The organism is Paenibacillus humicus NBRC 102415, assembly GCF_004000905.1.
GTDB classification, from domain to species: domain Bacteria; phylum Bacillota; class Bacilli; order Paenibacillales; family Paenibacillaceae; genus Paenibacillus_O; species Paenibacillus_O humicus.
On the sequence record NZ_BIMD01000032.1, the window covers coordinates 46,569 to 65,722 of the forward strand.

17 protein-coding genes are annotated in these 19,154 nt (G+C 60.7%); 6 read left to right on the forward strand and 11 right to left on the reverse strand.

The window, feature by feature from the left end:
• Positions 1–139: 139 nt before the first annotated feature.
• The gene (locus PHU01S_RS17730) at positions 140–1,297 is read left to right on the forward strand and encodes a PP2C family protein-serine/threonine phosphatase (protein WP_127508957.1); all 1,158 of its coding nucleotides are present in this window, start codon (positions 140–142) and stop codon (positions 1,295–1,297) included.
• An 86-nt stretch (positions 1,298–1,383) separates the two neighbouring features.
• On the opposite strand, the gene PHU01S_RS17735 is transcribed toward PHU01S_RS17730, so the two are convergent.
• The 7 genes from PHU01S_RS17735 to PHU01S_RS17765 all read right to left on the reverse strand — a co-directional run bounded on the left by PHU01S_RS17735 (position 1,384) and on the right by PHU01S_RS17765 (position 5,582).
• Positions 1,384–1,593, reverse strand: a complete 210-nt coding sequence (locus tag PHU01S_RS17735) for a hypothetical protein (protein WP_048748214.1) — start codon at positions 1,591–1,593, stop codon at positions 1,384–1,386.
• A complete protein-coding gene (locus PHU01S_RS17740; protein ID WP_048748215.1) occupies positions 1,580–1,936 on the reverse strand; it encodes a YxlC family protein in 357 nt (118 codons plus the stop codon). The genes PHU01S_RS17735 and PHU01S_RS17740 overlap by 14 nt, the downstream gene beginning before the upstream one ends.
• Complete coding sequence (locus tag PHU01S_RS17745; protein ID WP_127508960.1) at positions 1,920–2,480, reverse strand: sigma-70 family RNA polymerase sigma factor; 561 nt, start codon at positions 2,478–2,480, stop codon at positions 1,920–1,922. The genes PHU01S_RS17740 and PHU01S_RS17745 overlap by 17 nt, the downstream gene beginning before the upstream one ends.
• 144 nt (positions 2,481–2,624) lie before the next feature.
• Positions 2,625–3,833 (reverse strand): magnesium transporter CorA family protein, encoded by a 1,209-nt coding sequence (locus PHU01S_RS17750; RefSeq protein WP_164763102.1) that lies wholly within the window; start codon positions 3,831–3,833, stop codon positions 2,625–2,627.
• 150 nt (positions 3,834–3,983) lie between these two features.
• Positions 3,984–4,766, reverse strand: coding sequence for a sigma-70 family RNA polymerase sigma factor (locus tag PHU01S_RS17755; RefSeq protein ID WP_094248204.1), 783 nt, complete (start codon positions 4,764–4,766; stop codon positions 3,984–3,986).
• The gene (gene rsbW, locus PHU01S_RS17760) at positions 4,763–5,224 is read right to left on the reverse strand and encodes an anti-sigma B factor RsbW (RefSeq protein ID WP_021880238.1); all 462 of its coding nucleotides are present in this window, start codon (positions 5,222–5,224) and stop codon (positions 4,763–4,765) included. Before rsbW ends, PHU01S_RS17755 begins: the two co-directional genes overlap by 4 nt.
• Positions 5,225–5,261: 37 nt before the next feature.
• Positions 5,262–5,582 carry an STAS domain-containing protein gene (locus PHU01S_RS17765; protein WP_021880239.1) on the reverse strand — a complete coding sequence of 107 codons (321 nt, stop codon included), beginning with the start codon at positions 5,580–5,582 and terminating at the stop codon, positions 5,262–5,264.
• Positions 5,583–5,782: 200 nt separating this feature from the next.
• Here PHU01S_RS17765 and PHU01S_RS25860 point away from each other — a divergent pair, with 200 nt between their 5' ends.
• From PHU01S_RS25860 to PHU01S_RS17775, 3 genes are all read left to right on the forward strand, one after another.
• The gene (locus tag PHU01S_RS25860; RefSeq protein WP_021880240.1) at positions 5,783–5,938 is read left to right on the forward strand and encodes a hypothetical protein; all 156 of its coding nucleotides are present in this window, start codon (positions 5,783–5,785) and stop codon (positions 5,936–5,938) included.
• 101 nt (positions 5,939–6,039) lie between these two features.
• Positions 6,040–6,582, forward strand: a complete 543-nt coding sequence (locus PHU01S_RS17770) for a general stress protein (protein WP_164763103.1) — start codon at positions 6,040–6,042, stop codon at positions 6,580–6,582.
• 273 nt (positions 6,583–6,855) lie between these two features.
• A complete protein-coding gene (locus PHU01S_RS17775) occupies positions 6,856–8,406 on the forward strand; it encodes a DHA2 family efflux MFS transporter permease subunit (protein WP_048748219.1) in 1,551 nt (516 codons plus the stop codon).
• Between the two features lie 58 nt (positions 8,407–8,464).
• On the opposite strand, the gene PHU01S_RS17780 is transcribed toward PHU01S_RS17775, so the two are convergent.
• The 3 genes from PHU01S_RS17780 to PHU01S_RS17790 form a co-directional block, all read right to left on the reverse strand.
• Positions 8,465–9,688: an NAD(P)/FAD-dependent oxidoreductase gene (locus PHU01S_RS17780; protein WP_021880244.1), complete on the reverse strand. Its 1,224-nt coding sequence runs from the start codon at positions 9,686–9,688 to the stop codon at positions 8,465–8,467.
• 105 nt (positions 9,689–9,793) lie between these two features.
• Positions 9,794–9,994 (reverse strand): hypothetical protein, encoded by a 201-nt coding sequence (locus PHU01S_RS17785; RefSeq protein WP_021880245.1) that lies wholly within the window; start codon positions 9,992–9,994, stop codon positions 9,794–9,796.
• Between the two features lie 14 nt (positions 9,995–10,008).
• Positions 10,009–10,500 carry a YtxH domain-containing protein gene (locus PHU01S_RS17790; protein WP_021880246.1) on the reverse strand — a complete coding sequence of 164 codons (492 nt, stop codon included), beginning with the start codon at positions 10,498–10,500 and terminating at the stop codon, positions 10,009–10,011.
• Between the two features lie 262 nt (positions 10,501–10,762).
• Between PHU01S_RS17790 and PHU01S_RS17795 the strand changes: the two genes are divergently transcribed.
• Entirely contained in the window at positions 10,763–11,827 is a 1,065-nt protein-coding gene (locus tag PHU01S_RS17795) for an asparaginase (RefSeq protein WP_164763104.1), read from the forward strand.
• A gap of 73 nt (positions 11,828–11,900) precedes the next feature.
• Here the strand turns inward: PHU01S_RS17795 and PHU01S_RS17800 are convergent, their stop codons facing one another.
• Complete coding sequence (locus PHU01S_RS17800) at positions 11,901–12,767, reverse strand: AraC family transcriptional regulator (RefSeq protein WP_049867987.1); 867 nt, start codon at positions 12,765–12,767, stop codon at positions 11,901–11,903.
• A gap of 597 nt (positions 12,768–13,364) precedes the next feature.
• On the opposite strand from PHU01S_RS17800, the gene PHU01S_RS17805 reads away from it, so the two are divergent.
• Positions 13,365–19,064 carry a S8 family serine peptidase gene (locus PHU01S_RS17805; protein WP_164763105.1) on the forward strand — a complete coding sequence of 1,900 codons (5,700 nt, stop codon included), beginning with the start codon at positions 13,365–13,367 and terminating at the stop codon, positions 19,062–19,064.
• Positions 19,065–19,154 lie beyond the last annotated feature (90 nt).

Below are 19,154 nucleotides of genomic sequence, written 5' to 3' on the forward strand. Positions count from 1 at the left end.
GCAATCGGCCAGCCGGCGGAAGGCTTCCGCTGGCTGGACTTTATCGGCTACATGGGCTACCATTAGGACAGAAAAAAGGCGGCAGAGGGACAAATCTTCCTTCTGTTTTTGCCATGATTTCCGGGGAGATTACATTAACATGCGCATAGTAGTAGTAGACGACAACGCGATGAATATAACGGTCGTTCAGGAAATGCTCAAGCGGGCCGGATACAGGGATATCCGGGCAGCCTCCTCGGGCATGGAGCTGTTCTCGATTCTCGGCTTGTCCGAGAATGGGGAAGAGATGCGCGAAGGAGCGCCTGATCCTGGCGTCGATCTGATCCTTCTCGATATGATGATGCCCCGCATCGACGGCATTGCGGCATGTCTGGCCATTCAGGCATCGGAGCGGCTTAGGGATATTCCTGTCATCATGGTGACGGCCATGGGAGACTCCAAGAAGCTGGCCGAGGCGCTCGATGCCGGTGCGATCGACTACGTCACCAAGCCGATCAACCGGATCGAGCTGCTCGCCCGAATCCGCGTGGCGCTGCGGCTCAAGCAGGAGAAGGATTGGCATAAGGAGCGCGACAGGCGCATCCGGGAGGAGCTTCAGCTCGCGAAGGAAGTGCAGTCGGCCGCACTGCCTGCCCGCCTGGAGGAAAGCGGCATCCGGATCGACGCGCTCTATCAGCCGTCCGAGGAGCTCTCCGGCGACCTCTATGCCTGGAACCGGATCGATGAGAACCGCTACGGCATCGCCGTCATCGATGCGATGGGCCACGGGATCTCTTCTTCTCTCGTCTGCATGTTCATCGCTTCCGTCCTGCGGGACGCGATGGTGACGAGAGTGGAGCCGGTCAGCGTCATGGAGGAGCTCAACCGGCGGGCGCTGCAGCTGCAGTTCGCCGATCAGCTCATCCAGTATTACTTCACGGCTCTCTATCTGGTCGTGGACCTGGCCAGCGGCACCGTCGAGTATGTCAATGCGGGCCACCCGCCGGGCATTCTGGTCCGCTGTGATGCCGCCCTTCCGCAGGAGAGGCTGTCCGGCGGCGGCATGGCGGTCGGAATGTTCGAGGACGTCTCCTTTACCAAGCATGTCCTGAAGCTGCAGCCGGGCGATCAGCTGCTGCTGTTCACCGACGGCCTGCTCGAGCTCGTCACCGGCCCGGAAGAGAGCCGGCTGGATACGCTGCTGGATCATTTGGCCGGCACGGTGCGCCATACCGGATCCCTGCAGGAGCTGGTGGGCGGAGAAGAAGGACTGGAACGGCCCGATGACTGCTGTCTGGTCCGGATTCAGATCAGCTGAAGAGGCTCCTGTCCAGCGAATCAAATGAGAAAGGCTGCACGCCTGTCATCCGGGGATGACGAGCTTGCAGCCTTTTTGCATCCGATTCAGCGCTTCTTGATCCATTTGTACCAGACATAGTAGACGAGAAGGGGGGTAGGGAAATGAAGAAGGCCCCAGATGCCCCAAAACCAGCGGCTGCGTCCCCGGCGCCCCGCATCGATGAACAGCCAGGTGCTCTGGGCCAGCAGCAAGGTGAAGACGAGGATCCAGACATAGATCGGCACATCGCTGATGGAAGGGTTATTCCTGCTCATGGGCGGCAGCCTTTCTTCCGGAAGCAAGCTTGAGCGCGCACGCGGCAGCCGCTCCGACGGTAACGAGAAGCTGGGCCGCGAGATAAGGAACGAGCGCGAACGCGGCTGCGCAGAATACAACCCCGAGCACGAGCGCGGCGACGCCCCAAAAGAGGAGGAGATCGCGAAGCAAAGCCTGGCGCTGTCTCGCCTGGACGGTTCGTACAAGCCCCTCCAGCTCGCTCAGGCCGGGGCTCCCTTCATCCGGCACCTCCCGGTCCAGCTGCCGCAGCTCGCGGACAAGTCTCGCTTCGACATCCATTTCCATGCCGTTCGCCGATTCCTTCTCATCCCATTCCTTCATGGGCATCCAGCTCCTTCCGCAGGCGGGCCAGACCGTGATGGACGCGCGACTTGGCCGTCCCCGGCGATACGCCTGACATCGTTCCGATTTCTTCGTACGAATAGCCGTAATAATGCTTGAGCAGCACGGCGGCTCGATGTTCCACCGACAGCGCCTCCAGCGCCTCCAGCAGCTCGATGGACAAGCCGGGACAGGCTTGCTGCAGGCGCAGCCGTTCGGAGTCCCGGTACGCCCTCAGCCAGCGGCTTCTCCGGTCCTGCTTGCGCCTGTCGTCGAGAAACGCATGAGTCGCTATCTGCAGCAGCCAGGTTGTGAATTTTGCTTCCGCCCGGTAGCTTCTGATCCCTTCAATGGCTCGGATCGCCGTTTCCTGAGCCAAATCCTCGGCATGAGGAAGGCTCAGCGTAAGCTTGATCAAGTACTTTTTCAAAAAGGGATAATGCTCGTGAAGCAGCGAAGCCAGCGCTTCCGGGCTGCCCTTGCGTGCGAGAGCTTCCCGGCTGCCCATAGAAATGTCCGCAGCAAGCTTGCTTGAATCTGTCATCTTCGCTCCATCCTGACCCGCCGGCGTTTTTGGCCCGCCTCGGCTTGTTTGTTGTCGGCCGTTAGTATATTTGTCGCCTGCCGGCGTTGAAACGTTCACCGGGAATCAAAAAAAGAATAAACGCTTTGCATCGCGCAAAGAGGTTTATTCTTCTTCGGATGGAGACCCCGGATAAGGCCGCCGGCTGCGACCGCCCGCGGAAGGCGATTTCCGGAACTTGCGGCGTTGACGGCGCTCGGGAGCCCGTGCGGCCGATCTGGAATTCGGAGAAGCCGAAGCCGAGGAATCGCCGGAAGGAGTCGACGGCCGGTCGGTGAGCAGATCGCCGGTCCAGCCTTTGTGCCACAGCCAGGCATAGAGAGCGCAAGTAACGGCAACGACGGCAACGCACATGATGATGAAGCCCCATTCGGAATTTCGGCCCGGCAGATGATGGAAGTTCACGCCCCACAAGGTTCCGGCGATGGTGGACGGAACGAACAGGGCGGTGAAGATGGTCAGCGTCTTCATGATGTCGTTGCCGCGGAAGTTCGCGATCGCGTCGTCCATGGCGATCAGCGTGTCCATCTCCGACGTGTAATGGGTCAGCAGCGAGTCGATCCGCTCCAGCTTGTAGCTGAGCCGCTGGAAGGAGGCCGACTGCACGATACCATCCATGAACGCTTCCTTGGCGGCGTCATGCACTTCGCGGACGGGGAGGAAGAGATGATTCCAGTGAAGCAGGTCATGGCGCCGCTCGAAGATGACGGGCAGCAAGGCGGTCCGGTTGCGGTTATGCACCGCATTCTCGAGTCCGGTCAGCCGCCGCTCGAATTCGTCGAGGCCGCTGTGGAACACCTCAAGGGCGGCGCTCAGCAGCACGGCGAAGCCTTCGGGAGCGGTGGCGCAGCGTTCCATCGATTCGGACCAGGCGGAGGTCTGCAGCCGCAGCGGCAGCCGCAGATCCTCATGCCAGGTGACGAGGCGCGATTCCTGCAGCCAGAAGTGGAGAGGGCGGGTGTCGCGTCCTTGCTCCGACAGCTGGATCATCAGCGTGCCGGAGAGAATGGAGACGCCGCCGCCTTCCTCCGTGTACGAGACGAGATTGTGGCGGCGCTCCGAGGCTTCCCGAATCCATGAGCTGCAAAAAGGAAGCTCTCCGCACAGCCTGGACGTCTGCTCGGCGCGGCCTTCCTCGGCCGCAGCCTCCACTTGATCCGACGGGCCGGGAGGAGGCGACGGGGTTCGCGACTTGCGGCTTCCGAGAGGGGGAGGAGGCGCTTCATCCGTGCTTCCCGGGGCTGCGGAATCCCGCTGCTCTTGAATGATATGCCATTCCCAGCCTGCCGCATAACGGAGCTTGCGGTGAATCATCGGCGCGCCTCCTTCCATGATGAATCGATCTTCAACATCATACCCCGAAGAGGTGCTGCTTACAACCGGACTCCGGGCAAGATGAAAAAACCGCATCCGGCAAGCCGGATGCGGCCAGTGAAAGACGATAGGAGGGCAAGAGGCGCCGAATCAGGCTTCATCATAGGCTTGTCCGTCTTCCGACAGGAGCCGTTTGAGCTTGTCGATGGCTCTCCTCTGTATGCGCGAGATGCTCATCTGGGAGACGCCTAGCCGATCGGCGATGAGACGCTGCGGAATGCCTTCCTCGAACGCGAGCATAAGCACCTGCTGCTCCTCCGGCTTCAACTGCTGGAGAGCGGCCTGCAGGTCCATCTTCTTGTCGACGGAATCGAAGTCGTCCGCCTGGGAGCCGATCAGCTCGCCGAGCGTCGTCGTGCTCTCGTCCTCCGATATCGGCGTATCGAGCGAAATATAATGATACAAGTCGCGGCCGCCGAGTATTTCCAGCGTTTCCTCGGTCGTAAGCTCCATCCGCTCCGCAATCTCTTCTACCCGGGGAGACCGCTCGAGGCGTATGGTCAGCTCGTCGATAGCCTGCTGGACGGCAATCCCTTTTTCCTTGATTCGCCGCGGAACCTGAATATACCAGGATTTGTCCCTCAGGTAGTTCTTCATATGGCCGATGATGCTTTTCATCGCATAGGGCTCGAACTGAACTCCCATCGAAGCGTCGAACTGGGCGAACAATCGAAGCAGGGCCATCTGGCCTACCTGATACAAGTCTTCGTATAGATCGGGCCGATTCCGCGCGATTTTGCCGGCTGCCATCTTGACCATCGGTTCGTAATGGGTGATAAGCAGCGTAGCCGTATCGTTGTTGGGATTGCTTTGATATTCCAAAATCAAGGCCGTGCCCGCTTGCGGCGATTGGCTAGCCGGGTTCATGGTCATGCCAATTCCCCACTTTTTACCAGACGTTTGGTAAGAACGACCTCCGTCCCGATCTCGCTGCGCACTTCGACCTCATCCATAAGCGCCTGCATCAGGTAGAGACCGAGTCCTCCCGCCTGAATGTCATGGATGGACTTGCCATGCAGAGGCTCCGCTTTTTGAGCGACGGAAGCGGCGTCGAAGCTGGCTCCTTCGTCCTTGACGATGATCGACAGCGCATCGGGGGTGCGGACGAAACGGATCTCCATTTCACCGGCTCCGTCCGAATCCGCGTGCCCCGCATATGCATAGAGCACAGCGTTGTTGCAGGCTTCGGATACGGCGACCTTCATATCTTCGATTTCTTCATACGTGAAGCCGACTTTGGTCGCGACTCCGTACAAGGTAAGACGAATCAGATCCAAATATTCGGATCTCGCCGGGAGGCGTAGAACAATTTTCTCTTCTGCAGAATTCATATCTTTTTTCGGTCCTTTCTCGGCGCAGGCGGAATTCTTAGGATTTGGTCAAAAAAGGAGTGATGCCGGTCATATCGAACAGCTTGCGGATACCCGGAGGGATGGCTTCGACCTCGAAGGGGGCGTTCTTGGCATGACGGGCTTTGAGCACGGAGACGAAGATGCCGATTCCCGTACTGTCAATATATTTAAGGTCGCTCAGGTTAAGGATGAGCTCGCGGTCGGTCAGCTCCATAAGGGGAGCCATGGCGGCTCTGAGCTGGGACGCGGAGTCAAGGTCAAGCTCTCCGCTCAGGTAGACGATGCAGCGTCCTTCCTGAGTTTCGGTGCGCAGTTGGAACTTCTCGTTCTGGTTCATAGATCCCTCTCCTGATTAAGTGTCATAACAAAATGATTTCATTAAATGCTCATACAGCATAAATAACCTGTCCGTGGACATCTGAAACAGCTTTTGAACCGGTTTATCCATAAATATATTCTTTCCAGCGGCAGTTTTTCCTTCCAGAGGCATGGGTAATGAACCCTAAGCGAAATCGCAAGCGAAGGGAGGAACCGCACATGGATAACCGCAACGTACAAGTCGAAGAACGGCATGTCGAGCATAAGTCGGACTCCAGCATGGTGGCGGCCACATTCATCAAATACGCCGCTTACATCATCATCTTCTTCGGAGTGCTGTACTTCTTGATCCGCTATATCATCCCCATGTTCTGATCCGGTATGCGCCATGGCCCCGCGCGGTCCGCATGGGGCGGACACCGCGGGGGAATAGTGAGAATCGGCCCTACAATTCCGAATTGAAGGAGGAAGTCAGAATGAGCAAGACGATTGCTGTTTTCGACAATCAGGAAAATGCCGTCAAGGCGGTTCAGGCGCTCCGGAGCGGAGGATTCGCGCCGGATGAGATCAAGGTTCTCGGACGGGACCGCGACTCGATCCGCTTCATCGAATCCGACACCGACGTCCATGCCGACGAGCTCCAGGACATCAAGGAAGCCCGCCGCAACGACTCGGGAGCTTACCCGCTGGATCGAACGGGCTTTGTCGTCGGCGCCGCGCCGTTCGGCGGCAATACCATTTCCAGCGGCGGAGCGCCGTTTTTCGCCGGCGGATACGTGCTTGCCGACGATGTCATCGGCGGAGATACGCCGTTCGAGTCGATCTTCAAGGAGCTTGGGCTCAGCGAGAGCCTGGCCGAAAAGGCGAGGGACGCCGTTGCGGAAGGCGGAATCGTATTGATCGCCGATCGCGAGGACGGGTCGGACAACGTCTACGAGGCCGATGGTCCTTCCCAGGATACGCTGGCCGGAGCCGAGGCGATCTTCCGTTCCAATGGCGCCACGACGATTCTGACCTAAGGAATGCCTTGCCATGCGGCCGCCTGCGGGCGGCTTTTTTGCGTTGCAGCCGAATCGCATTTATATAGAAGAAACAGCCCTACAGATGCTGTGCGGGGTCAAAAACGAGCCTAAACGGAAGCAGGAGGCCTCTTTTGCGGACAATAGTCCGGTAGGCGGCGGCTCAGCCGGTTTGACGCTCCAAACGTTTTAGAAGTAAAATTTAATTCAATGAGTTAATTTCCGGGCCCTAACGCCTGGGTATAGAGAGAAAGCGAGAGTGGTGAAAACCGTATGAGTACCGCAAGTCCAACCGCTGCGGGAGGAGCAGCCGGATTCAAAAGAGCTCCTCTGGTAGCTGCATTGATTATAGGAGCTTTCGTGTCGCTGCTCAACCAGACGCTGATCAATGTCGCCCTGCCCCAAATGTCCGAGGATTTGAACATCACGACGAACACGGCCCAGTGGCTCACGACGGGCTTCATGCTCGTCAACGGCATCCTTGTTCCGCTGAGCGCTTATTTGGTCGCCCGTTTTTCAACGAGGCTGCTGTTTATTTTATCGATGGTTCTGTTCTGCATCGGCACCGTCGTCTGCGCCGTCGCGGGAGGGTTCCCGGTCCTGCTGACGGGCCGCTTGATCCAGGCCGCCGGCGCCGGCATCCTCATGCCGCTCATGAACGTCGTGTTCCTGACGATCTTCCCGGTCGAGAAGAGGGGCCAGGCGATGGGCATGATGGGCATCGCCATGATTTTCGCGCCGGCCGTCGGCCCGACGCTGTCGGGATGGGTCATCCAGCATTACAGCTGGCCGGTGCTCTTCTACATCGTCCTGCCGATCGCACTTGTCTCGCTCGTTCTCGGCATTTTCCGCATGCGCAACGTGCTGCCGCAGTCCAAGCCCGTTCTTGATTACTGGGGCGTCGTCCTGTCGACCACCGGCTTCGGCGGCCTTCTGTACGGCTTCAGCGAAGCCGGCACGAAAGGCTGGGACAGCCAGCTCGTCCTCTGGATGCTCATCATCGGGGGCGTCAGCCTCGTGCTGCTCGTATGGCGGCAGCTCGTCATCAAGAACCCGATCCTGGAGTTCCGCGTCTTCAAATTCGATATGTACACGCTGACGACCATCATCAACATTCTCGTGACGATGGCCATGTACGCCGCGATGATCCTGCTTCCTCTGTACCTGCAGAAGATTCTGGGCTTCACGCCGATGAAGGCCGGTCTGCTGCTGCTTCCCGGCGCGATCCTCATGGGCATTATGAGTCCGGTCACCGGCATCATCTTCGATAAAGTCGGAGCCCGCTGGCTCGCGGTCACCGGCCTTGCCATCACGGTCGTGACGACGTTCGAATTCAGCAGGCTGACCGACAACATGAGCTATACACATCTGATCTGGCTGTATACCGCCCGGATGTTCGGCATGTCCATGCTCATGATGCCGATCATGACCGCGGGCCTGAACCAGCTCCCAAGGCGGATGATCGCATACGGAACGGCGATGTCCAATACCTTGAGGACCGTTGCCGGCGCTCTCGGCACGGCGCTGCTCGTGTCGATCATGAGCAGCAGCGCGAAGAGCAAGGGCGCCGAGATGATCACCGCCGCAGGACTTGATCCGAAGGACGCCGCGAACGCCAAAGCCGTCCTGCATATCACCCAGGAAGCGACGATCCACGGCATCAACCTGGCCTTCCTGGTGGCGACCTGGATATCCGCAGCCGCGCTCGTGCTGGCGTTCTTCATCCGCAAGACACAGCCGCATGTCGAGGTCACCTCGACACCGGACAGTCCCGCGAAGCCTGCGGGCTCCGCCCAGACTCCGGCAGCAAGCTCGCAGCAATAAAAAAGAACGTTAAAAAAACCTCCTTTGTCCGTTCCACGGGCAAAGGAGGTTTTTTACGTCATATTCTCCCCGGACGGTCGAGGGCGACAAGGCTGGCCAGCGGATGCTCGAAGCCGAGGATGAAATCGCGGAGAATGGATGCCCCCAACATGCTGTGTACGGTTCCGTTGCCCCCGTAGCCAAGGCAGTAGTAGACGTTCCTCCAGGCAGGATCGCGGCCGATGAAGGGGAGATTGTCCAGCGACTCTCCGAACGCCGCGCTCCATCCGTATTCGAGCGTGCTGTCCAGCATGGGGAACATGGAGGCGAGGCTGCGGGACAGCTTGTCCATCCGGCGCAGGCGCTCCTGCCCGTCATGGACAGGAACGGCCGTCGGCTCGTCCAGGCCGCCGATGACCACTCTCCCCTCGGGAGTCGTACGGACGTACAGGTAAGGACGGGCCGTCTCCCAGATCATCATGCGCTCGTGCCAGTCTGCGAACGATGACTGCACCGGCGTGACTCCGGCAAAGGAGCGGTTGATCTCCGCTTTGAGGAGCTTTCCCCTCAGCTCTTCGGGCTCGTAGCCGACGGCATAGACGACATGCTCGGCCTCGACGATCGAGCCGCCTGCCGTCTCCAGCCGGTGGACTCCATCGGTGCCGGTCGCATGCCGCGCCACCTCGGTTCCTTCATAGACGGCCGCTCCGTTCGCCGCCGCTTCCGCGGCAAGGGCATGAACCAAGCGGAAAGGGTTCACTTCCGCATCGCCCCGGGTCACGACCGCTCCCGGACCGGAAAACGGGAAGCGGGACCGGATATCCTCGGCACTCCAGTAATCGACGGGAAATCCGGCTTCATGCAAGGCTTTATACTCCTCCTGCACGCCCGCAAGGTCCTCCTCCGTGGAAGCGAGGTAGAGGCTGCTGCGGCGGCGGAAGCCGGTGTCCGCCGGAAGCGACCCTGCCACCTGGGCGAGGCGCTCCACCGATTCCTTGCATGCGCGGTAAAAGCGTACCGCATCCTGCTTGCCGATCTGCTCCATCAGGCGGCAGAGCATGATGTCGTTGGAAAACTGCAGCAGGCCGGTATTGGCCGCACTGCTTGCCCCGGCGACGGTATCCCTTTCCAGCACGCAGCATGAGATGCCGCTCCTCGCAAAGAGAAGCGCGCACAGCGCGCCGGACATGCCCCCCCCGATAATAGCGGCCTTCACCTTCGCATGGCCTTCAAGGGCGGAGTAGGAAGGAACGGCAGCAAGCGTATGAGGCCAATACAGGGTTCCAGCGTGATGGTCTTTCATGGCGGTGCACCTCCCGCCTTATTATGAACGATTACGCTGAATTCATGAGGATACGCCAAAAAGCGGCGCCGTCCGATGATGGACAGCGCCGCTGCTTGGGGGGGGTCAGTCCTGGGCCGGATCGGGAACGAGCCCATCCTCTTCGAGCTCGGAATTGGTGCGCATCCTTTCCATGTCCTTGCCGAGCCGCTTCATATCCTGCTCGTCCTGAACCATGGAGCCGTTGCGCGCATCCTCGATATCCCGGTGCTTGCTGCCGGCCTGGCCGTCAGGCTGGGGGAATTCCTCCCGGGTGCCTCCGCTCATGGCCATCGCCCTCCTTAGTTGTTGAAGCTGGAGTTGGATTTGGTGATGGAAGGGGTGTCCTTCATCGCCTTGTCGTGGTTGTCGGAAGCTTCGCTCTTGATGTTGTCCATATGCCGGGTCGTCTCCGAAGCGACCTTCTGCGCATGGTCCTTCACGTCCGCCACGGCATCCTTCGTTTCCGCGATCGCGGTCGCCGCCGTTTCCTTGATGGCATCCTGCTGGATCAGCGCCGCATCCTTGGCCTTGGCGGCCAGCTCCTGAACCTTGGAGGTGAGGGCGGAAGCCTTCTCGCCCGCCGTGCTTGCGACGCCCTTCGCCTGCTCGGAGAGCATGGCTCCCTGACGCTTGGCGTATTCAGCCGCATCCGAGGATTTGCGGGCGAGATCGGAGCGGAGCTCCTTGCCTGCCTTCGGTGCGAACAGCAGTGCCGCCGCCGCGCCGATCGCGCCGCCGATCAGAAGTCCCTTTGTCATTCCGCCGCTTTTTGCCGTTGTTTCGTTTGCCATATCCGTTCATCTCCTTCAAGTGGTTGTTGTTGATTTTATAAACGTCTGCACGTCCGTTGAAACCTTAATTGCGGTCGCCGGCAGAAGGTTATCTTTGGAAGGAGTGGTGAACGGGCCGCCCGGACTGGTATAATGAATCGTCATGTTGAACGCTGCCGGAGCCGGACGGTTTGAACCTGCGGAGAGCCGGCAGAATATGAAGGTAGGATAACGTCCCGCGGGCAGGCAAGTCCGGCCGCGGGGGACGGGAAGGATGCTGAGGATGGAACAACGTAACGAAGCTTTCCGTGACGGCGTGGAGCTGTCCATGACGACGAGAGGGGAATGGAAGGAGAACAGCCATGCCGGGCATCTGGCTGCGCGGCATGCGTCCGGCGCGCCGGCCGCGAGCGCCGGCGATGCCGGGTCGGTCTCCTTCATGCGCTCGACGGCGAAGCCGCTGCAGGCCGCGGCAGGCATTGCGGCGGGCTTGATGGAGCATTACGGGCTCCCGGAAGGCGCGATCGCCCTGATGTCCGCATCGCACCGCGGCGGGGAGCAGCATGTCGAGCTGCTGGAAAAGATGCTGGAGCTGACCGGCGTCCGCGAGGAGCAGCTTGCTTTCCATCCCGATTATCCGCTCGGCCGGAACGAACGGGATGAGGCCATGCGCAGGCGGCTGCCGCCGCGCAAGCTGTACCATACCTGCTCAGGGAAGCATATCGGCCTGCTCGCCTTTTGCCGGATGAACGGCTGGCCTCTGGAAGGATATACGGCTATGGATCATCCGCTGCAGCGGGAGCTGCTCCGCCATATCGCCCTGTTCACGGATATGGACGAGAGCGCTATCGGACGCGCCGTCGACGGCTGCGGCCTGCCTGTATTCATCGTTCCTCTGGAGAGGCTCGCGCTGGCCTATGCCCGGCTGGCGAGTCCGCCCGATGACTGGGCGGATGAGCCGCTGCGCCGCGCCGCCCGGCGGATCTCCGCCGCGATGCTTGCTTATCCCGACTTGGTCGAAGGGCAGGGCAGGCTGGCGAGCGTCCTTCTCGCATCGGGCATCGTGGCCAAAAGCGGAGCGCAGGGAGTGTTCGCCCTTGCTCTTCCCGAGGCCGGTCTCGGAGTCGCGTTCAAAGTGCTGGACGGCGGAGAGAGCGCATGGCCGGTCATAGCGGCCTCCGTGCTGGAGCAGGCGGCGGATGAAGCGGCCCGCCTTCCCGGCGTCGACGCTGCGAAGCTCACGGAAGCGGCCGGGAAGATCCGCGCAGCCTATCCCGAGGACATGGTCAACGACATGGGCACGACGACCGGACGCAGGGAAGCCGTTCTCAAGCTGGAATGGATTTGAGCGCAGGGAAGCCCTGTCATTCAAAAAGAAACGGTCTGGACCTTTTCGGTCCAGACCGTTTCTTTTTGCGGGGTCAAGGCTCACGCAGGGAATGCCAGACCGACTCCCGGTAATCGGTCGGAGATTCGCCGTGGAATCGGCGGAACTGCCTGGAGAAATATAGGGCATCCTGCAAGCCGACGGACGAGGCGATCTGCTCGACCGTCAAATCCCGCCGTTCGCGAAGCATGCGCCGTCCCTTGTCGATCCGCAGCCGCAGGAGGAACGAAACCGGCGACATGCCGGCATGCTGCTTGAACACCCGGGACAGATAGGCTCGGCTGTAGCCGAACGACTCCGCCATCCCTTCCATGCTGATCGGCTCCGCAAACTGAGTGGACAAATACCGGATCATTTGGGAAGCGATACCCCCGTCGTCAGAGCCTTCGCCGGGCTCCGGCCCCGCTCCCCTGCCGCGCGCGGCGGCAAACTCGGCCAGCACGGCATGCAGGCAGGCGACAGCGCCGAGCTGGGCTCCCGCAGGCTGCCGCAGATAGCGCATGCTCCGCTTGAGCGCAAGCCTCGGCGTGCTGGAGCGTCCCGTATCCGCTGTCGGAGAGGAGATGTCGAACCCGGCGGCCGCGGCGGCATGCGGCGCCCATGGTCCCTGGAAGGCGATCCAGCGGTAGCACCAAGGGTCGGCCGAATCGGCTTGATAAGAGACCAGCTGCCCGGGCTCGATGAGAAAGGAATGGCCGGCTTCGAGCCGGTGAACGGTCCCGCGGCATAGAAACTCTCCTTTTCCCGACAGCACATGGTGAAGCAAATAGAAATCATGCACTTTCGGCCCCAATCGATGTCCGGGCTTCGTCTGGCTCTCTCCTGCGAACAAAACCTCCAGCGGCATCTCCGCGCCTTCTTCGGAAGCGGGAACGACCCTATAGTAAAAGCTCTTCTCCATCCCCCTATTCTCCTTTCCCGTCTCCGATCGTGTGCTGCAAGCTCTCTAGCGAAAGTGTACCCGAATTTTCCGCCGGGCGCGAGCGGGAGGAGGACCGGGACGAAGGAGGCATGCCCGCCAGACTGCAAGGGAAAAGAAGGATGGGCATATCGGCCTTCGGCTTTGCTGGAGATCCCGGCCTTGTCGAATGATGCCTATGTTCTATTTCCTAGAGGGAGAGGGACTTGGGAATCAATTTCAGTATTAGTAAGAAAATTCCAAAAATTTCGATTGTGAATCCGAAAATACGAGACTATACTTGCTTTATTCTAAGACAAGATTCCTTGTCAATCGGCATGATTCGGATAGATCCGCATTTCGCTCGCGCAGCCGTCGTGCCCGGCCCTTGATCCGCCTCCCTCCAGCATCCCCCCAGGAGCTCCCGCTTCCAGCGCTGCTTTTCTGTCATCGGCTCCTGCAGCTAACATCCTGCGCGATGCTTCGAACTACAGCTGGGCGCAATCCGATCCTTTTGAAGGGGGTGATGATTTCGACCGCCGTCCGGCGGCGGCAGCAGATAGCTGATCCCATTAAACCAAGTATAGGGAGTGGTTAAGTTTGATTTTTAGAAAGAAAGGCAAGAGACCGATGGCTGTCCTGATGGCCGTCCTGCTGACGTTTTCGTTTCTGGAGCCGATCCATGCGGCAGGCTCCGTAGCTTCGGACAAGCTTGACCGCAATTCATCCATTCAGAAAGCGGCGGCTGCCAAGGTGGACGGCAAGCTGCTCAAGCAGTTCGGACAGTCGGAATACGTCACTTATCTCGTCAAAATGAAGGCCCAGGTCGATACGGCATCGGTGTCCAAGCAGGCTCTGCAGAAGGCTGCGCTGCAAAAGGCGACGCTGTCCGCGGCGAAGCTGTCCGCCCGCAGCGCGGTCGTCAGCACGCTTAGGGATACCGCCCTGCAGACTCAATCGGAGCTGGACGATTACTTGGAGAAAGCGCAGAAGAGCGGAAAAGTGAAGAGCTACAAAAGCTACTTCATCGTCAACGCGCTGGCGGTCACGAGCACGAAGGAGGTCATGGAGGAGCTCTCCAAGCTTCCGGGGGTCGACAAGGTGCTGCCCGACGAAACCCGCTATTTGCAAAAGACCGAGGTGAAGCCGGACGTGACGGCGCCCGGCGCCGGAACAGCGGCGCAGCCGGCCGCCGGAGTCCAGAAGGAGGCTGGAGCCAAGACGGCTGCCGCTCCGAGCAGCGTGGAGTGGAACATCGCCCGCATCAACGCTCCGCAGGTATGGGCCCAGGGCATCGACGGGACCGGCGTCGTCGTCGCCAACCTCGATTCGGGCGTGGATTATACCCACCCCGCCCTGCAGCGCAAATGGCGCGGCCTGGACGCATCCGGCGCCGTCGTCCATCCCGAGCTGAGCTGGTACGATCCCCATAGCGGAGCTTCGCTGCCTTCGGACAGCGACGGCCACGGAACCCATACGATGGGAACGATGGTCGGCTCGGAAGCGGACGGCTCCAACCAGATCGGCGTGGCGCCGGGAGCGAAATGGATCGCCGTCCGGATTTTCAATCCGGATACGACCGACAGCATCATTCTGGACGGAGGCCAATGGCTGCTCGCTCCGGTCGATGCGCAGGGAAATCTGCATCCCGAGCTTGCGCCGGACGTCGTGAACAACTCCTGGGGCGGAGGCGCCGGCATCGACGAGTGGTTCCGGCCGATCGTGCAGGCATGGAGAAGCGCGGGCATCTTCCCCGAGTTCTCGGCCGGCAATACGACGCTGACGAACCCGGGCGGACCGGGATCGGTCGCCAATCCGGCGAACTATCCGGAATCGTTCGCGACCGGAGCGACCGACATCTCCGACAACCTGGCCGACTTCTCGCTGCGGGGTCCGTCGCCATACGGCGAGATCAAGCCGGAGGTGTCCGCGCCGGGCGTCAACATCCGCTCCTCGATTCCGGGCGGATATGAGGGAGGCTGGAACGGGACGTCCATGGCGGGACCGCATACGACCGCTCTGGCCGCGCTGCTGCTGCAGGCGAACCATTCCCTGACGGTCGACCAGCTGGAGTCCATCATCATGAATACGGCGACTCCGAGAACGGACAGCGCCTATCCCAATAGTCCCAACAACGGCTACGGGCATGGCGTCATCAACGCGCTGGACGCGGTCGGCTCCGTTCTACAAGGCATCGGAACCGTATCGGGCAAAGTCGTGACCGGCGGGGACGATCTGGAGGAGCCCGTGCTGGAGCATGTGCCCGTAACGACGGCCTTCACCGGCTTCGACGTTCCGATCACCGCCCATGTCTACGACAATGTGAGCGTGAGCTCGGTCGAAGTATTCGCGCGGGCCAAAGGAACCCAGACGTATGTATACCTTCCTGCCGAGAGAGTGTCGGGCGATTACAAGGACGGAGTCTACTCGGCTTCGATTCCGGCATTCCTCGTGACGAAAGCCGGACTGGAGTATTACATCCGAGTCAACGATTACGGCAATAACGGCATTCAATCGCAGGTCTATTCCGTTGATGTCAGCGACGGCGTGAAGCCTGGCTACACGCAGGACTTCGAGAGCGGCTGGACGGGCTTCTCCACCGGCGGCGAAGGCCTTCCATGGCAATGGGGCGTGCCGGTCAGCGGACCGGGCAGAGCCGCTTCGGGGCAGAAGGTCGCCGCGACCAATCTGACAGGCACCTATGCCTCGAATTCCAACTCCTATCTGCTCGCTCCTCCGATCGACCTGACGGACAGTCCGCAGGGCGCCGTCCTGAGCTTCAAGCACTGGTACGACTTGGAGACCAACTATGACAATGGAACCGTCTATATCTCCGCTGCAAGCACGAACCATGAATTCGTGCCGGTTGCATCCTTCACCGGAGCGAGCGGAGGCTGGAAAACCCAGCTCATCGACCTGGCTCCGTATGCAGGCCAGCAGGTTCTGGTCGCCTTCAATCTGTCGAGCGACAACACCCAGAACAAAGCCGGCTGGTATCTCGACGACATCTCCATCGACGGACCGGACAGCCAGGCTCCCGGTGCGCCGACAGGCCTTGCAGGCGAAGCCGACGTGCTCGGCAATGTCCGCCTGACGTGGACGCCTCCGGCCGACCAGGACCTCAAGCAATTCGTGGTCTACCGTGCGGCGGAGGGAAGCTCCTCTTACGAGCAGATAGGCATATCGCCGGCGGCTTCCTACACCGATACGGTTACGGCGACGCAAGCGACGTATTCGTATGCCGTATCGGCGCAGGATTACAGCGGCAACATCGGTCCGAAATCGGATCCCGTCACCGTGTCGGTCAGCAGGGCCGGCATTCTGTACGAGGATGACTTCGACGGGGATACGGATAACGGCTGGACCCATTCCGGCACGAAGGACGAATGGGAACGCGGTATTCCAACGGCTCCGGGACCTGCTGCGGCAGCCTCGCCTCCAAATGTGTGGGGCACGGATCTGGATTCGACCTATGAGTCGAGCGCCGATTACTCTCTCGTATCGCCGCCGATCGACCTGACCGGGGCAGGCCATGCGTCGCTGACGTTCAATCATTGGTACGAGATCGAGGGCCGCTATGATTTCGGCCTTGTGGAAGCCTCTCGCGATGGAGGCGCATCCTGGACGGAGCTGCTGCGCTTCTCCGACAACACCGCCGGCAAGCAGTGGACGCCGGTCGTCTACAATCTGGATGCTTATGCCGGCTCGACCGTGCAGATCCGATTCCGGCTCAAGTCGGACAGCAGCGTCGTCAAGGCGGGATGGTATCTGGACGACTTCCGCATTCTGGATACGTCAGCCTCCCTGCAGACGCAAGGCGATGCCCCAGCCGCGGCGATTCCGGGCCGCCAGAAGAACTCGGTCCAAGCCCCGCTGCTGAAAGTCGGCCATACGGACGAAGCCGGCTTCAAGCCGCAGGCGCAGCCTCAAGCTCAGCCGCAGGCTGATCAAGGCAGCATCGGCATTCAGAGCCTTCCGGCGAGCGCGACGGTCACCGTGCTGGAGACGGGGCGCTCGGTCAAGACGGATCCCGCCACCGGCAAATTCTCCTTCTCCCATGTGGCTGGAAGCTACACGCTGAAAGCCGAAGCGTACGGCTACTATCCGCAAACGAAGCCCGTCGAGATTACGGACGGCGGCACGGCCAAGGCCAGCTTCAGCCTGGAAGCGATCCCGCACGGGCAAATCCATGGCGTCGTCCGCGACGAGCGGAGCGGGGAGCCGATCTCCGGCGCCGTGGTCGCCGTTCTGGAAGATGCGGCCGTCGCGCCTGTGCGCACCGCAGCCGACGGAACCTTTACGTTCGACCTGCTTGAAGGGACATACACCCTTTCCGTGCAGAGCGGAGACTATTACAGCAAAACGGTCTCGGTCGCGGTGCCGGCCAACAAGGCGGTGGAACTGGCCGTCCTGTTGAAGCCGTTCATCGGCTTCCCGGGCGAAATCGCCTACGATGATGGAACGGCCGAAAACGCCAGGGCGTTCAACGCCGCGAACAACGCCTGGGCGGTACGCTTTACGCCGGAAGGCGGAGCCGCCCAGGTGACGGGAGCGTCGCTCCGGTTCTGGAACACGGAATTCCCGAGTCCGGGAGGAACGGCGTTCAAGTATGCCGTATACGATGCATCGGGCTCCGCAGGAGCGCCGGGCAGGCTTTTGGCAGGACCTTATGACGGAACCGCCCTGCGCAACGATCAGTGGACGACGGTGACGCTTGCCCAGCCTATTACGGTAACAGGCGATTTCTACATCGTTTATATCCAACCCAATGCAGGTCTCAGCTCTCCGGGGCTCGGCACGGACGAAAGCGGCAAAAACGCGCTGCGCAGCTGGCAGCGGGTCAGCGGCGTCTGGAGCCCGTCTCCCGTCGAGGAAGGCAATTATATGATCCGGGCGCAGGTGCGCTACGCCGTAAATGCTCCTGTAATTACGGCTCCGGCACCGAATACGTATACGAATAATGCCGAGCTTGCCGTGTCCGGAACATCGGCAGCCGACGGCGCCGAGATCCGGGTCTACAACGACGGCCAGCCAAGCGGAACGGGAACGGTAGCGGGCAAGAAGTTCAGCGTTCCCGTCACCCTCCACGCCGGAGCGAATGTGCTTACGGCGGAAGCGGTGATCGGCGGCAAAGCGACGGACCGCTCGGAGCCGGTGACAGTCGTTCTGGACCGGACGCCTCCGGCTCTGGCCGTGACATCCCCTGCCGATGGTGCCGTGACGAACGCAGAGACCGTAACGGTAACCGGCACTGCGGCAGATGAGTTCTTCAAGCAGCTCACCGTCAACGGGCAGAAGGTTCAGCCGAAAGCCGACGGAAGCTTCACGCAGAAGCTGCTGGTCGAAGAGGGCGCGAATGCCATTACGGTCACCGCTTCCGATCTGGCCGGCAACGAGAGTACGGTCGTCCGCAGCGTCTATGTCAGCCGCAAGCTGCCCGAGCTGACGAATATCCAGCCTGCGCAGGACGTCCATATCCTGTCCGGCCAATCGGTCGCGATTGCTTTCGACAGCAGCCCGGGACTGACGGCCTCGTTCACGATCGAGCTGCCCGCGGCGGCAAGCTCGCCGGCCCGCAGCGGCTTCCCGCTGACGGAGACGTCGCCAGGCCATTACGCTGGAAGCTATACGACTTCTTCCGCCCTTCAGCTGCAGGGGGGCATCATCGTCCTTGCGGCCAAGGATGCGGCAGGCAACACCGCCGTAACGGAGGCTCCGGGCAAGCTGTATGTCAGCGCACCGGCGCCAACACCAACACCAACGCCAACACCGACACCTACACCTACACCTACACCTACACCTACACCTACACCAACACCTACACCAACACCTACACCGACGCCAACGCCGGTACCGACGCCGACACCAAAGCCAACGCCGACACCAAAGCCGACGCCGACACCAAAGCCAACGCCGACACCAAAGCCGACGCCGACACCAAAGCCGACACCGACACCAAAGCCGACACCAACACCGACACCAACACCGACACCAAAGCCGACACCAACGCCAACGCCAACACCAACGCCAACACCAACACCAAATCGTCCGCCTAGCGCAAAAATCAGCGCTCCATCCGCCGGACAGAAGAGCAAGGACGTTACGTTCAATGGATCCGCATCCAGCGATCCCGATGGAAGCATCGCCAGCTACAGCTGGAGCTTCGGCGACGGCAAGAGCGGCACGGGAGTCAAAGCCGTGCATAAGTACAGCAAGGCCGGCATCTACAAAGTTACGCTCACTGTGACCGACAACCGAGGAGCACAGAGCAGCTCGGAACATTTCATCGTCATCGTCTAGCTTTTCCGGCAAAGGAACGATTCGGCTCTAACCGGATCGGATCAAGCGGCTGTCCCCGTTTCCGCGGGTGACGGCCGCTTTTTTCTATTG

Coding starts and splice junctions, on each gene's coding strand:
- PHU01S_RS17730 (WP_127508957.1), top strand. CDS start 140: ATGCGCATAGTAGTAGTAGACGACAACGCGATGAATATAACGGTCGTT.
- PHU01S_RS17735 (WP_048748214.1), bottom strand. CDS start 1,593: ATGAGCAGGAATAACCCTTCCATCAGCGATGTGCCGATCTATGTCTGG.
- PHU01S_RS17740 (WP_048748215.1), bottom strand. CDS start 1,936: ATGAAGGAATGGGATGAGAAGGAATCGGCGAACGGCATGGAAATGGAT.
- PHU01S_RS17745 (WP_127508960.1), bottom strand. CDS start 2,480: ATGACAGATTCAAGCAAGCTTGCTGCGGACATTTCTATGGGCAGCCGG.
- PHU01S_RS17750 (WP_164763102.1), bottom strand. CDS start 3,833: ATGATTCACCGCAAGCTCCGTTATGCGGCAGGCTGGGAATGGCATATC.
- PHU01S_RS17755 (WP_094248204.1), bottom strand. CDS start 4,766: ATGACCATGAACCCGGCTAGCCAATCGCCGCAAGCGGGCACGGCCTTG.
- rsbW (WP_021880238.1), bottom strand. CDS start 5,224: ATGAATTCTGCAGAAGAGAAAATTGTTCTACGCCTCCCGGCGAGATCC.
- PHU01S_RS17765 (WP_021880239.1), bottom strand. CDS start 5,582: ATGAACCAGAACGAGAAGTTCCAACTGCGCACCGAAACTCAGGAAGGA.
- PHU01S_RS25860 (WP_021880240.1), top strand. CDS start 5,783: ATGGATAACCGCAACGTACAAGTCGAAGAACGGCATGTCGAGCATAAG.
- PHU01S_RS17770 (WP_164763103.1), top strand. CDS start 6,040: ATGAGCAAGACGATTGCTGTTTTCGACAATCAGGAAAATGCCGTCAAG.
- PHU01S_RS17775 (WP_048748219.1), top strand. CDS start 6,856: ATGAGTACCGCAAGTCCAACCGCTGCGGGAGGAGCAGCCGGATTCAAA.
- PHU01S_RS17780 (WP_021880244.1), bottom strand. CDS start 9,688: ATGAAAGACCATCACGCTGGAACCCTGTATTGGCCTCATACGCTTGCT.
- PHU01S_RS17785 (WP_021880245.1), bottom strand. CDS start 9,994: ATGAGCGGAGGCACCCGGGAGGAATTCCCCCAGCCTGACGGCCAGGCC.
- PHU01S_RS17790 (WP_021880246.1), bottom strand. CDS start 10,500: ATGGCAAACGAAACAACGGCAAAAAGCGGCGGAATGACAAAGGGACTT.
- PHU01S_RS17795 (WP_164763104.1), top strand. CDS start 10,763: ATGGAACAACGTAACGAAGCTTTCCGTGACGGCGTGGAGCTGTCCATG.
- PHU01S_RS17800 (WP_049867987.1), bottom strand. CDS start 12,767: ATGGAGAAGAGCTTTTACTATAGGGTCGTTCCCGCTTCCGAAGAAGGC.